This is a genomic window from Niallia nealsonii, from assembly GCF_002835805.1.
Lineage (GTDB): Bacteria > Bacillota > Bacilli > Bacillales > Cytobacillaceae > Niallia > Niallia nealsonii.
Window position 1 is genome coordinate 176,060 of the sequence record NZ_PISE01000022.1, and the last position, 12,734, is coordinate 188,793.

The 12,734-nt window shown below is 34.3% G+C and carries 15 protein-coding genes; 3 read left to right on the top strand and 12 right to left on the bottom strand.

What is annotated here, in order from left to right:
* Nucleotides 1–160 precede the first annotated feature (160 nt).
* Nucleotides 161–1,666, top strand: coding sequence for a leucyl aminopeptidase (locus CWS01_RS11615; protein WP_101177362.1), 1,506 nt, complete (start codon nucleotides 161–163; stop codon nucleotides 1,664–1,666).
* Nucleotides 1,667–1,802: 136 nt separating this feature from the next.
* Here the strand turns inward: CWS01_RS11615 and CWS01_RS11620 are convergent, their stop codons facing one another.
* Genes CWS01_RS11620 through CWS01_RS11630 form a run of 3 tightly spaced genes read right to left on the bottom strand, consistent with a single transcriptional unit; the run spans nucleotide 1,803 to nucleotide 4,111 of the window.
* The gene (locus tag CWS01_RS11620; RefSeq protein ID WP_101177363.1) at nucleotides 1,803–2,822 is read right to left on the bottom strand and encodes an alpha/beta fold hydrolase; all 1,020 of its coding nucleotides are present in this window, start codon (nucleotides 2,820–2,822) and stop codon (nucleotides 1,803–1,805) included.
* A gap of 1 nt (nucleotide 2,823) precedes the next feature.
* A complete protein-coding gene (locus CWS01_RS11625) occupies nucleotides 2,824–3,315 on the bottom strand; it encodes a hypothetical protein (protein WP_101177364.1) in 492 nt (163 codons plus the stop codon).
* 28 nt (nucleotides 3,316–3,343) lie between these two features.
* Nucleotides 3,344–4,111 (bottom strand): SDR family oxidoreductase, encoded by a 768-nt coding sequence (locus tag CWS01_RS11630; RefSeq protein ID WP_101177365.1) that lies wholly within the window; start codon nucleotides 4,109–4,111, stop codon nucleotides 3,344–3,346.
* Nucleotides 4,112–4,364: 253 nt separating this feature from the next.
* Between CWS01_RS11630 and CWS01_RS11635 the strand changes: the two genes are divergently transcribed.
* Nucleotides 4,365–4,544 (top strand): hypothetical protein, encoded by a 180-nt coding sequence (locus CWS01_RS11635; protein WP_101177366.1) that lies wholly within the window; start codon nucleotides 4,365–4,367, stop codon nucleotides 4,542–4,544.
* A 150-nt stretch (nucleotides 4,545–4,694) separates the two neighbouring features.
* On the opposite strand, the gene CWS01_RS11640 is transcribed toward CWS01_RS11635, so the two are convergent.
* The 9 genes from CWS01_RS11640 to CWS01_RS11680 form a co-directional block, all read right to left on the bottom strand.
* Entirely contained in the window at nucleotides 4,695–5,075 is a 381-nt protein-coding gene (locus CWS01_RS11640; protein ID WP_101177367.1) for a hypothetical protein, read from the bottom strand.
* Nucleotides 5,076–5,243: 168 nt separating this feature from the next.
* Nucleotides 5,244–5,426, bottom strand: coding sequence for an asparagine synthase (locus tag CWS01_RS11645; RefSeq protein WP_101177368.1), 183 nt, complete (start codon nucleotides 5,424–5,426; stop codon nucleotides 5,244–5,246).
* Between the two features lie 236 nt (nucleotides 5,427–5,662).
* Nucleotides 5,663–6,019, bottom strand: a complete 357-nt coding sequence (mnhG, locus tag CWS01_RS11650) for a monovalent cation/H(+) antiporter subunit G (protein WP_193603773.1) — start codon at nucleotides 6,017–6,019, stop codon at nucleotides 5,663–5,665.
* Entirely contained in the window at nucleotides 6,000–6,239 is a 240-nt protein-coding gene (locus CWS01_RS11655) for a Na(+)/H(+) antiporter subunit F1 (RefSeq protein WP_375709410.1), read from the bottom strand. Before CWS01_RS11655 ends, mnhG begins: the two co-directional genes overlap by 20 nt.
* 47 nt (nucleotides 6,240–6,286) lie before the next feature.
* Entirely contained in the window at nucleotides 6,287–6,763 is a 477-nt protein-coding gene (locus CWS01_RS11660; protein WP_101177370.1) for a Na+/H+ antiporter subunit E, read from the bottom strand.
* A gap of 5 nt (nucleotides 6,764–6,768) precedes the next feature.
* Nucleotides 6,769–8,238, bottom strand: a complete 1,470-nt coding sequence (locus CWS01_RS11665) for a Na+/H+ antiporter subunit D (RefSeq protein WP_101177371.1) — start codon at nucleotides 8,236–8,238, stop codon at nucleotides 6,769–6,771.
* Nucleotides 8,231–8,572 (bottom strand): Na(+)/H(+) antiporter subunit C, encoded by a 342-nt coding sequence (locus tag CWS01_RS11670; protein ID WP_101177372.1) that lies wholly within the window; start codon nucleotides 8,570–8,572, stop codon nucleotides 8,231–8,233. Before CWS01_RS11670 ends, CWS01_RS11665 begins: the two co-directional genes overlap by 8 nt.
* Entirely contained in the window at nucleotides 8,572–8,997 is a 426-nt protein-coding gene (locus tag CWS01_RS11675) for a Na(+)/H(+) antiporter subunit B (protein WP_101177373.1), read from the bottom strand. The genes CWS01_RS11670 and CWS01_RS11675 overlap by 1 nt, the downstream gene beginning before the upstream one ends.
* Nucleotides 8,984–11,380, bottom strand: coding sequence for a Na+/H+ antiporter subunit A (locus CWS01_RS11680; protein WP_101177374.1), 2,397 nt, complete (start codon nucleotides 11,378–11,380; stop codon nucleotides 8,984–8,986). The genes CWS01_RS11675 and CWS01_RS11680 overlap by 14 nt, the downstream gene beginning before the upstream one ends.
* Nucleotides 11,381–12,064: 684 nt before the next feature.
* Between CWS01_RS11680 and CWS01_RS11690 the strand changes: the two genes are divergently transcribed.
* On the top strand, nucleotides 12,065–12,622 hold the full coding sequence (locus CWS01_RS11690; protein ID WP_101177376.1) for a DUF5366 family protein: 558 nt from the start codon (nucleotides 12,065–12,067) through the stop codon (nucleotides 12,620–12,622).
* The last annotated feature ends 112 nt before the right edge of the window (nucleotides 12,623–12,734 follow it).

The following is a 12,734-nucleotide window of genomic DNA, read 5'->3' on the forward strand; positions in this document are numbered from 1 at the left end:
AAATAAAAACTCCCATAGCAGCAGTTTTGTTCATTAAAAAGAGTGAGAAATCATTTTTTATTTCATTTTAAAAAGATTTATTTAGCAAAAAAAATAATTAGTTATTCGAAATTTATTTTATTTTAGTATAATAAATATAGAAAGAATGGAGGGAATCATTATGTTTACATATAAAAACGAATGGAATTTCACTAATCATCATGAAAGCATCATAATTGGACTATTCGAGAAGTCAAGCAAATTAGAAGGACAACTGGCCGAGTTAGATAAATTCTTTGAGGGAGAGTTAACCAATTTAATTAAGGAAAATGATATTTCAGCAAAGAAAAAAAGGGTAGCTGCTATTCATACCTTTGGAAAAATTGGGTCAAAACGGATTATCTTTATTGGACTGGGAAAAGAAAAAGATTTGAACTTTCATGAATTAAAGGAATTGTTTGGGGCAGCATTCAAAAAAATTAACAAAGAAAAATGGATTGAAACCTCTTTATTGGCTGATTCTTTTACTACAGATAAATTAGATGCATTAGATGTTTCTCATGCGCTCAGTGAGGCATTTTCACTTGCAACGTATGAATTTAAAGGCTATAAACAAAAATCAAACGAACCAGAAAAAACTATAGAAGAGATAACAGTTTACAGTCATGCTGATCAAGTAGAAATAGAAGCAGCATTGCATATTGGCTATGTATACGGAAAAGCGACAAATTCTGCTCGTGACTTAGTGAATTTACCGGGAAATATGCTTAAAGCTAGTGATTTGGCAGAGTATGCACGAGAACTTGCAGTAAAATACCATTTTGAAATAGAAGTTTTAGAAAAAGAAGATATGCTAAAGCTTGGTATGGGAGCATTATTAGCAGTAAACCAGGGATCAGTGGAGCCGCCTAAAATGATTGTTCTTAAATATCAGGGAAAAGAAGCATGGAAGGATGTTATTGGGTTAGTAGGAAAAGGCATAACATTCGATACAGGCGGTTATTCGATTAAACCAAAAACAGGTATTGTTGGCATGAAAACAGATATGGGTGGTGCAGCAGCTGTTTTAGGCGCAATGGAAATCATAGGAGAATTAAAGCCAGAACAAAATGTGGTCGCTGTTATTCCATCAACAGATAATATGATTAGTGGAGCTGCTTTTAAACCAGATGATGTGATTACATCGATGAGCGGCAAAACGATTGAGGTATTAAATACAGATGCGGAAGGGCGATTGGTTTTAGCAGATGCCATTACCTATGCAAAACATCATGGAGCAGATTATTTAGTAGATGTTGCTACATTAACAGGTGGGGTCATAGTAGCGTTAGGGATGGAAACAACAGGTGGAATGACAAATGATGAAGCATTATTTGAGCAAGTGTTAGAGGCAAGCTATGAAGCTGGCGAACAACTTTGGAGGTTGCCAATTTTTGACTGTCATAAAGAGAAAGTTCGAAGCAGTCCTATCGCTGATTTAAATAATTCACCAACAAGAGATGGTCACGCAATCATGGGTGGAGCATTTATTGGGGAATTTGCAGAAAATACGCCATGGGTTCATTTGGATATCGCGGGAACTTCTACAACAAATAGCAGCTATAATTTAGGATCTGCAGGTGCAACGGGTGCTATGACGCGAACACTTGCGTTGTTAGTGGAAAGATTCGAAGCAAAAGGTAAATAATAAGAGAAAAGGGACTGTTATAGTCAGACATTTGACTAACAGTTCCCTTTTTTAGTTTTTTTGCTATTGCTGTGTTAAAAAATAGATTTTTTATACATTAGTATAGTGGGAGTGGTATCTTAACTAGTTAGCTGCATCAAATAAGGGTAGTATGGTTTATTAACCACTCTTCCATTGGATAGGGCATCGTTCCTTTGGCAACTAAGGATGCGTGTCCTCCTTCAAACAAAGTAAATGTTTTATCCTTGCTTGCTACTAGGTCCATAATAGGTTCACATAAACTGCTTGGAACAAGGGGATCGCTTTTAGTGGAGAAAACGAGTAAGTTGCAGTGGATATTTTGAAAGTCAACTGGTTGATTATCGATCACTAATCCCCCTTCTACAATTTTATTATCACGAATAAGATCATTCATAATTTGCTTAAATGATTCTTTAGATAATGGGATATGATCAATGGTCCATTTATTCATGCGCGTCCATTTTTCACGATAACTAGGATTATTAGCTTGATTTAATAATGCTAAATAATGACTATAGGCAACAGGAGAAACCAGTAATCTTGTTCCATATTTAATAGAACTCGGTGGAATCATCCCCATTTTATCGACTAAGTCATCGATGTAAATATCGCCATTGCGAAGAGCTTCTAACCAATTACCGTAAACAGGAAACGTAGAGAAATCAATTGGAGATACAGCGAGAATTAAGTTTTTCATTTTTTGTTTTGTTATCGCAGCAAAAATAGTCGCTAGTGTTCCGCCAAGACAAAATCCAATAACAGTCATTTCGTCCGTTCCGGCATGTCTGATTGCTCGTTTGTAGCCTTTTTCAATATACTTTGTAAGATAATCATCAATCGTAATATTACGATCTTCGAAACCAGGTATGCCAAAATCGATTAAATAGGTATCATAACCAGCTTGAGTAAATGCTTCAATGAGACTAATAGAGGGTGCTAAATCAAGAATATAGGCTTTGTTGACTAAAGAATAGATGAGAAAAATAGGTTCTTTGTATCTTCTGTTTGGAGATGGATAATACCATAAAGTGGCTTTGTTTTTTTTCCAAATAGGATATTTCTCAGAAAGGCCGACTTCAGGATCTAAAGAGTAGGATATTGTTTCGATAAAGGATGACAATTTACCATTATTCATATTACTGCTCCTTATTGGAGGAGTCGATTGAATTTTGAAGTTTTACTAATCTCTTTTTTTGTTTGGAGACTTTTTGTTTCACTTCGTGCATCTCCTGTTGAAGTGCTGACATGACTTCTTCTTGTGTAGAGGCATTTGTAGCAGTATCTTTTGGAACAATAGCTAGTTCTTCTAAAAGTTCCTTTATTTCTTGGATTTTCACCTGTAAATCATAAATTTGTTCATCTAAATCATCAATTTTTTCTTCTGACTGAAGGATTAGCTGAGTAGCATTCGATAAATCCGTTTTTGTTGGGAGGTTGATGACAGCAGCTGTTCTTTCTACATAATTTTGTACTTTTTCAATTTTTTTTGTTAGAGTACCAGTATGATCTTTCACTAAATGAATGGCTGAAGTACTATTTAATTGTTGTTGAATAAAGTCATTAATTCTAAATTGCAGCAAACCTCCTCCTTTTTTTAATATTTCATAAAAATCAAGTGTAACATTCATATATTTTCCATCCTTTCTTTTTTTTATGTTAAAGCATAGAGGATAAGCCGCCGTCTACTGCAATAATTTGGCCTGTTATATAATCGGAAGCCTGACTAGATAAAAGCAAAGCAATTCCTTTTAAATCTTCTTCTGCTCCTAATCGGCCTGCTGGAATTTTGGCAAGAATTTGTTTTTTATGCTGTTCGAAAACAGAGGTGATTTTTGTTGGGAAAAATCCAGGTGCAATCGCATTTACTTGAATATTATATGGAGCAAGTTTAACGGATAACTCCTTGGTTAATGTAATGATTGCTCCTTTGCTTGTATTGTAGCTGATTGCATCGAGAAAGCTTGGATGAGTTCCGGAAAAGGCAGTAACAGAAGAAATATTGATTATTTTTCCCTTTTTTTGTTCTGCCATTTTTTTTGCTGCTGCCTGGGAAAATAGAAAGGTACCTTTTAGATTTATATCCATGACTTTGTCCCATTTATCTTCTGGGTAATCTAATATGGGAGCCATCCAAGAAGTTCCGCTGTTATTAATAAGGATATCGATAGAGCCGAATTTTTTTATTGTCGTTTGAATGACATGGTTTATATCTTCTTGTTTAGCAATATCACAAGGAATGGCTATTGCTTGGATGCCTTTTTGTTTTAGTTCTTCCACCGTTTGCAGACAATTTTCGATTTTTCTAGAGCATATCACTATATTGGCGCCAGATTCACCAAGAGCTATAGCCATTTGCTTGCCTAGACCTACTCCCCCACCTGTAATAATGGCTACTTTATTTGTAAGAGCAAAATAATTATTCATGAAATTTACAACCTCCTTTTTCGTTCTATATTTCCTTATTAGTATAAACAAGCATCACAAGAAGGGTGAATAAATTAATCAGTTAGCCCTTGTCCATATTGATTTTTTAAGAGTACGGAGAAACGAAGGAAGCTTATCATCAGAGTATTGTGGCAAAGGACCAATTAGTCAGGAGGAAAGCCCAGTCCAAAAAAAGGGCGTATGCATATGATAGATTGGGGATAAAAAACGAAGAGAGTGGAGGTAATTGCTGATGATGTATGGATACAGAAATCCTTATCAAGATTCAAGAATTTGGCTTGGAGCACCATTATTAGGCGGATTAGTAGGTGGTTTAGTAGGTGGAGCGATAGCGAGACCAAGACCTTATATATATGGACCAATTCCGTATGGTCCAGTTCCATATCCGTACGGTCCATATCCTTACTATTAATAAGGATATATTAAAGCTCATTGTTGATTTTGACACTTTATTGATTGGCGAAAACGCCTCTCGCTGCAATCAAAGGGTAAGTTTAACAGAGCCTTTAATAAAAGAAAAAGAACAAACAAAAGCAAATAAATTTGCTTTTGTTTGTTCCAATTATCTCCATTTTAATTGAACGGAAACAAAACAACAATGGGGAGGCTGGTTTTTATGGTCAAAATTAAAAGTAATTCCATCTGGATTATATGATATTTTTGGCATTGTTTTTGTTCCGAGAGACTGGACAAGTTTTTCTACCGTTTGAGTTTTAGAAGCTTGAGCTGCACTCATGATTTGCTTTGATAATGCTTGTGATTGGATAATTTTTGACAACAAAGCTTCTGCATCTTTTAGTAATAATAATGAGTCTTTAGCTGATGCTATCCATTGATTAGGATTGACTTCAGGAAATTCCCGGAAGAAAAGCGGATAATGTAGATGAGGATGGTAAATAACAGCAGGGTGCCAAATATAAAAGAACGTAGATCTATGATGCATAAAACCCACCCTTTCATTAAACAGGTACCTATTTTCTACCCCATTTTATTCAGCCAAATGAAAAAATATGATGAAAAAGGAGATGGGGTTTTTATGAAATGGAGAAGGAAAGGAGAAAAAGTACTATTTGTATAGGGAAAGGAGCAGATGCACTCCTTGCCCCACTTATTAAAATCGGTTGCGGTGTTCTACTAAATCAATAGTTCCTAGCACAATATGTGCAAGTCCAAAACCAAAAACAGTATTAGATATCATAGAATCTATTTTACGGTTCTGTTTCATCACAAGACCAGCTGTGGTGACCGCAGTACCTAACACAGTAGGAATAAGCCCTTCACGAATATGCTCCATTAAATTCACTCCTGTTTTTGTTTTGGTCCTTATGGGGACTTTTTTAGTATGTCATGTAAAGGCAGTAATAGAAGTGGAAATAGATGGAGGAGCTATATTTCAGCATTGGAACAGCAAGTGTGATAATCATTGAATTTTTATAAAAATATCTAAAATCATTTGCTTAAAAATATACAATGATACCCCTCATAAATAAAGCAGCGGCACTAGCAAGCACCGCTGCAATAGTAGGCTATTTATTCAGAAGTAATCTTTTGTTGTTGCTTTAAATCGTCTCTGATTGTATGATCGCACATAGGAACATTTGTGTTGTAGGCAGCTCGAATAACTAAATGGCCAGCGACAGGAGATGTAATAAAGATAAAGGCAATGGCAAGAATTAACCGCGAATTAAACACGCCTTCTGTTTGGAAAAAGTAAAGGCACGTGCCAAGCAAAATGCACATAATTCCAAGGGTGGCAGATTTGGAAGCCGCATGATTCCTTGTGTAGACATCAGGCAATTTAATTACCCCGAATGCCGCTACAACCGTAAGTGCTGCTCCTAAAAAAATTAGAGTGCCAGTAATAATATTAATGATTATTTCGATCATGTTCCACAACTACTCCTTTTTCTAAATACTTGGAAAAAGCTACTGTGCCAATAAAAGCAAGAATTCCAATTAATAAAATTACTTCTAAAAAAGCTGTTGTTTTCAGCAAGATGGAAAGAATGCTTGTAATTGCTACTAAATTAATCCCGATAGCATCAAGGGCAACTACTCTATCTGGTGTGGAAGGTCCTTTAATAACACGATAAATAAAACCAATCATCGATAATGCAATAAGCACTAGTGAAGCATGCAAAACAAAAGAAAACATTATTTACTCACCTCTAATATTGCTTTTTCAAAGCTGTTTTGAATAGCTTCGATTGTTGCTTCTTTATTGCTGATATCCATTGCATGAATATATAATGTAGAATTATCTTCTGAAATATCAACAACTAAAGTTCCTGGCGTTAATGTAATTAAATTTGATAATATAGTGATTTGCCAATCTGCTGTGAGCACTGTTTTCATTGCAAAAATGCCTGGTGTCAATTTGGCATTTGGCCGGATAATTGACTTAAATACAGCATAGTTTGCCAAAATCAATTCCTTAATAAAAATAAATAAAAGTTTTAGAATAGAGACGATTCTATATAAATAGAAACGCCCGGTAAAAAAGCGCCTTGTCAAAAAAATTAAAAGCAACCCAATGATGTAGCCAATGATAAACGTATCAGCTTCCGTAGATCCTTTTAAAAACATCCAGACAAATGCTAAAAATACATTTAATAATAATTGAAATGCCATAGTTATTACTCCTTTAAAACAGCTTCAATATAATTGGTTGGATGAAGCAGGGTTTCAGTTGCCAGTGAAATATATGGATAAATACTTTCGGAAAAAATCCCTATAAAAAAGGACAGGCAAACAAGGATGATGGATGGGCATAATAAAGCTTTAATAGAAGGCTTTTTTGTTTTTGTTTCTGTTCCCCAAAATGCTTTAATGAAAATTTTGATAACAGATAGGAGTACAAATAGGCTTGAAATTAAGACGATAAAGCTGCCGTAATAATCATGCTTTTCGAATCCTCCTTGAATAATCATCAGTTTGCCGATAAAGCCGCTTAATGGAGGAATACCCGCCAAAGAGATGGCTGCAATAAAGAATGTCCATGCAAGTGCAGGATGGCTACTCAATAATCCTCCCATTTTGCTTAAATGGAATGTACCGCTAGCAGCAAAAATTGCGCCAATCAGCAAAAATAATGCAGTTTTGATTATCATATCATGCATTAAATAAAAAAGAGCTCCAATTAGAGAGTTTTCAGTAAATGCTGCCACCCCATACAAAATGACCCCAACTGCAGTTAAAATATTATAGATGATAATTTTTTTTATATCATAATAAGCTAAAGCTCCGATAACTCCTAATACAATCGTAATAAGGGATAAAATACTTAAAATCGTAAAAATATATTCGTTTGTAGAGAAGAACAATGTAAATGTCCTTGCTATCGAGTATACTCCCACCTTTGTTAAAAGGGCTCCAAATAAGGCTAAAATGGGTATAGGAGCAGCATAATAAGAGCCAGGCATCCAGAAAAATAAAGGGAAAAGAGCTCCTTTTAAACCAAAAACAATTAAAAATAGCACAGCAATGACAGTGAGAATGCCGGAATTTTCAACTTCACTCAATCTTTCCGAAATATGAGCCATATTTAATGTGCCGACAACAGAATATAAATAACCAACTGTTGTTACAAATAAACCGGAAGAAATAATATTTACAAGTATATATTTCACTGTTTCTCTTAGCTGTACTTTCGTGCCTCCAATAACAAGAAGCGCATAAGAAGACATAAGCATCACTTCAAAAAAGACAAATAAGTTAAAAATATCTCCCGTAGAAAAAGCCCCGATAACTCCGACAAGTAAAAATTGTATAAGAGAATAATAAAAGTAGCTTTCTCTATCTTGGTCTATTCCTTTAAAAGAGTAGAGTATGCAGCATAATGCAACAATATTAGTTGTTAAAACTAATAAAGCAGAAAGCATATCAGAAACAAGTGTAATGCCAAACGGTGCTTCCCAATTGCTAAGATTAAGTGTTTGCACGCCTGCTTTTTTGACTGCAGCAATAAGAAAAAGGGAAGTAATAATTGCAACTATCAGGCTGACAGTGGATACTAATCGCTGAATAATAATGTGTTTATGAAAAAAGATTAAGAGAATCCCTGTAAAAAAAGGGATAATAATTGGAAAAATACTAATATTACTCATGTTCTTTTTTACCTCGCAATTTCTCTAAATTATCCGTACCCAATTCTTGATAGGTGCGATAGGCAAGCACTAAAAAGAAGGAGGTTACTCCAAAGCTGATGACAATAGCTGTCAAAATCAATGCTTGTGGCAGTGGATCTGAATAAGAGCTGGCATGCTGTCCAAGTAGTGGGGATGCTCCCTTTTTCAGCCCTCCCATTGTTAAAAGCAGCAAATGAATACCGTGGCTTAAAAGCCCAGTTCCAATAATAATCCTCAATATGCTTTTAGAAAGCATTAAATAAGTTGCAGATGTAAATAAGATTCCTATAATAATTGACATTAAAATTTCCATTATTTATCCTCTCCAATGCTTTGAATAATGGTCATTGTCACTCCAACAACAACTAAGTACACTCCCAAATCAAATAATGCGGCAGTATGAAGGGAAGTTTCACCAAAAAGAGGAAGATGTACATGTTTATTAAAAGCATGTGTCAAAAATGGTTTATGCCGAAGAATAGAACTTATGCCAGTAACAAGCGCGATAAGCAAACCAGTTGCAGCTACATAGATATAATTGACTGGAAAAAGATTTGCGACCGTTTTGATATCATAGGCAATCAATAATAAGACAAGAGCCGCACTTGTCATTAATCCTCCCACAAATCCACCGCCAGGAGTGTAATGTCCTGCAAAAAAGATATCTACTGAAAAAAGGAGAATAAGGAAAACAATTACCTTCGTAATAGTCTGTAAGATTAAATCATTTGTTTTCACTGTTATGCCCTCCTAATCGCAGCTTAATCATGGTGTAGATTCCAATCGCAGCAATAGTAAGTACTGCAATTTCAAATAAAGTATCGAATCCACGAAAATCAACTAATATAACATTGACCATATTTTCTCCAGCTGCCTTTTTATAGGTATTCTCTATATAGTAGGATGAAATGGAATCGAATAATTTAGTATTATAGCTAGAAATAGCAATAATACTAAAGGTAATGCCCACTAATACCGAGATGATAGCATTATTCATTTTAAATCCAATACTTTCCTTTTTTCGTGCATTTCTAGGCAAATGATAGAAACATAATAAAAATAATGCAACAGAAACGGTTTCTATTACTAACTGAGTCAATGCCAAATCTGGTGCTCGAAAAATAACAAAAAACAGGGAAACACTATAGCCGACAGCTCCTAATAAAATGATGGAAGTTAAACGGGATTTTGTAAAAAGAATAGAAATGGTCGCGCCGATTAATACCAATGATAAAACTATTTCATACAATCCAATCTGAGCCAAGTTTTTTCCGTGAAAGTTGACTCCATTTTTTGTTAATAAAGTATAGCCTGTAATGGCAACTAAAAAGGTGAAAATATAGAATAGGTATGTTCGAATAGAACCTACCATATATCTATTTGTTAATTGTTTTGCCCAAACTTTTCCTTTTTCTATCAGGAAGTCATAAAGAGTGTTTATACTATAGGGAAACATTCGATAGATATTTTTCCACTTTGTAAAAGTTAAGCTTAAAAGAACTCCCAGGACAAATACACCAATTGTCATAAAAAATTCTATGTTGAATCCATGCCAATGATAGATATGAAGGTCATAGGATGGAACATCTCCATAAACTGCTGCGACAGCAGGAGATAAAATGGTATTGGAAAGAATATTAGGGAATAGTCCAATGACTATAACTAGAGATACGAGTATCAATGGTGAAATAAGCATGCCAATTGGTGCCTCATGTGGTTTATTTGGCAACTGTTCTGGTTTATATTTTCCTGCAAATACTTTAAAGACTAGCATCATGCTGTAAATAAAAGTAAAAACACTTGCTATCCATGCGAGTATTGGGAACAGCACTCCCCAAGTGCCAAATTGGAATAAATCAAACTCCTTTATAGTTACCATAGCGGTAAAAAACATTTCTTTGCTAAGAAAACCATTGAATGGAGGCAAACCAGCCATTGAAAAAGCGCCGATAATAGCAATGCTAAAGGTAATTGGCATAAAGGTCATTAGACCGCCTAACTTTCGAATATCTCTTGTGCCAGTTTCATGATCTACAATTCCTGCCATCATAAATAAGCTTCCCTTAAATGTTGCATGATTCACTAAATGAAATAAGGAAGCAGCAGTAGCAATCGTATAATAATCATTTTCTAAGTGGAAGTGAAAGTTTGCTGCACCTAATCCTAATAACGACATGATAAGACCTAGTTGGCTAATGGTAGAATATGCTAAAATTCCTTTCAAATCAGTTTGCTTGACTGCAAAAAAGGAACCGTATAATAACGTAATTATGCCGACTACAGCGATTGTCCATAACCAATAGGCAGACTGAGCATAGATTGGAGTTAGTCTAGCAATAAGGTAAATTCCTGCTTTAACCATTGTTGCGGAATGCAAATAAGCACTAACCGGTGTCGGCGCTTCCATAGCATCAGGCAGCCAAATATGGAATGGAAATTGCGCTGATTTTGTAAATGCCCCTAATAATAAACAGAACATGCTTAAAAGAAAAAAGGGATGGGAGTGAACATCTTGTTGCCGTATATAGACAATGATTTCTTGGATTTCAAAAGAGCCTGTTAGCAAATAAAGTAAAATGATGCCACCCAGCAAAGACAAACCACCAAAAACAGTAATAATCATCGATTTAAGAGCACCGTTTCGCGATTTTTCTCTTTCGTTCCAATAACCAATCAATAAGAAGGATGATAAGCTAGTGATTTCCCAAAATGTATAAAGAACAATCAAGTTATCCGAAAGAACGATACCAAGCATAGCCCCCATAAATAAAAGCAAATAAAAATAAAAAAGGTTAAGTTTTTCTTTCTTTTTATCTAAATAAAAGGTGGAATATAACAATACTAATGCACCAATTCCAGTTATTAATAAGGAGAATAATAGAGAAAGTCCATCTAAATTTACTGTAAAATCTATATTTAATGATGGAATCCAATTAACCTCCTCTACTAGGGTTTTATTAGCAGATGTTATCGGAATCATGTTTAGGAGATAACAAAATAAAACAATAGGCAGGGGCAGAATAAACCATCCCATATGCAGATTTTTAAAGCATTTATGTACGAGTGGAATAAACAATGCGTAAATAAAGGGAGATAATATAGCCCAGTGTAGCAATGTCAAAGTAATGACCTCCTTAGCAAAAATAAATGAACAAAAACGGCATTCAGAAAAAACTGTAATCCTATCATCATGCTAAAATGTTCATTTTCATTAATTAAATAAGATTATAACGCAAAAAAAAAGGCTCTGCACAACCCATATCGTTTGTATATCGCTATTATTAATTTAATTATTAAATAGGAAGAGATACGTACAAATTCCTCGAAAATTTTTTTTTGTTTTTTGTATAAAAAGATAAAAAAAGAAAAAACTAAGTGGAATTTTCAAAAGTATTTTGTAAAGTTAAATGATTGTTTATTAGATACATCTGTTTTGTTTTGAAACTAGAATAGAAATTCTTTTTGTATGTTCTTATCTGATCGGAATTTTTCTGCAAGTATAAGAAAAAAGGGGGAATAGTGCATAAAATTTGCTTGTTTTTGATGATATTTGGGATAATATTCATTGGTGCATTTTGAAGCGATCAAATGCAAAAAAGGAGTTTTATTCTCTAATGAATATAGTGGTATCGGACGATATAGAAAGATTTTTCGCTGATGTAGATATGCCGTTTGAACCGAGAGAGTATATTCGGAAAATAGCAGATAATTATTTGGAGGAAGGGAGTAGATAGAGAGAATTTTCGTCCATAAGGGCAAGTAGATTTTTAGTTGTGATAAGGAAGGGGTTTTTAGAAAGACATTCATGAATAATACATATATTACAAGTTATTTCCCCCTTTTTTCTATCAGTTTGTTTAGTCTGGCATTTGCTATGAAAGCGGAAAAGGCCTTGTTGTCGTTCTTTAAGGAAATTGGAGTATATAAAGGGCTGTTAGAATTTTTTACAGAGACGAGTATTAAATTAGTGATGCTTCTTGTTTTAGCTGGTTGTTTTTTTATGGGACTTGCTGTATTAAAGCTTATGGCAGATACCATTAATGAATTATCCCTTTTATTTTTTTCTGCAGATTCGACAGGTGAAAGTCTTATAAAGGCAAAAAAGGGGAGCATTATCTATTTTATTGGCAGCATCATTTCATTGTTTTGTATTTTTCATTCTATGGTGCTTATTGGAACTTTTGTTCTAACAGCTTTGGTGTATTTTATTTACTTTGTAAATGCAGCAAGTGCCAGTCTAAGTTTTACAGGAATTGTTTTTATTATTTTTTTTCAAGTTCTGACATGGGCATTTCTCTTAACAACTCTTGTCTTTTTTTGTTTAAAACTATACAACATGGTATTGAAGAATTTGCCTATTTAAAATATTTTTTTAATCCCGCAAAAGCCTGATTGAAGTGCCTATTTATTTTGAAGCATTTCTCTAATATTGTAAATCTGCTGTTTATTGCCTATTTATAAGTGAAAGAAGCTGC

Excerpts from the sequence above, each read along its gene's own strand:
- CWS01_RS11615 (WP_101177362.1), top strand. The coding sequence starts at position 161 with ATGTTTACATATAAAAACGAATGGAATTTCACTAATCATCATGAAAGC.
- CWS01_RS11620 (WP_101177363.1), bottom strand. The coding sequence starts at position 2,822 with ATGAATAATGGTAAATTGTCATCCTTTATCGAAACAATATCCTACTCT.
- CWS01_RS11625 (WP_101177364.1), bottom strand. The coding sequence starts at position 3,315 with ATGAATGTTACACTTGATTTTTATGAAATATTAAAAAAAGGAGGAGGT.
- CWS01_RS11630 (WP_101177365.1), bottom strand. The coding sequence starts at position 4,111 with ATGAATAATTATTTTGCTCTTACAAATAAAGTAGCCATTATTACAGGT.
- CWS01_RS11635 (WP_101177366.1), top strand. The coding sequence starts at position 4,365 with ATGATGTATGGATACAGAAATCCTTATCAAGATTCAAGAATTTGGCTT.
- CWS01_RS11640 (WP_101177367.1), bottom strand. The coding sequence starts at position 5,075 with ATGCATCATAGATCTACGTTCTTTTATATTTGGCACCCTGCTGTTATT.
- CWS01_RS11645 (WP_101177368.1), bottom strand. The coding sequence starts at position 5,426 with ATGGAGCATATTCGTGAAGGGCTTATTCCTACTGTGTTAGGTACTGCG.
- mnhG (WP_193603773.1), bottom strand. The coding sequence starts at position 6,019 with ATGATCGAAATAATCATTAATATTATTACTGGCACTCTAATTTTTTTA.
- CWS01_RS11655 (WP_375709410.1), bottom strand. The coding sequence starts at position 6,239 with ATGATTGGTTTTATTTATCGTGTTATTAAAGGACCTTCCACACCAGAT.
- CWS01_RS11660 (WP_101177370.1), bottom strand. The coding sequence starts at position 6,763 with ATGGCATTTCAATTATTATTAAATGTATTTTTAGCATTTGTCTGGATG.
- CWS01_RS11665 (WP_101177371.1), bottom strand. The coding sequence starts at position 8,238 with ATGAGTAATATTAGTATTTTTCCAATTATTATCCCTTTTTTTACAGGG.
- CWS01_RS11670 (WP_101177372.1), bottom strand. The coding sequence starts at position 8,572 with ATGGAAATTTTAATGTCAATTATTATAGGAATCTTATTTACATCTGCA.
- CWS01_RS11690 (WP_101177376.1), top strand. The coding sequence starts at position 12,065 with ATGAATAATACATATATTACAAGTTATTTCCCCCTTTTTTCTATCAGT.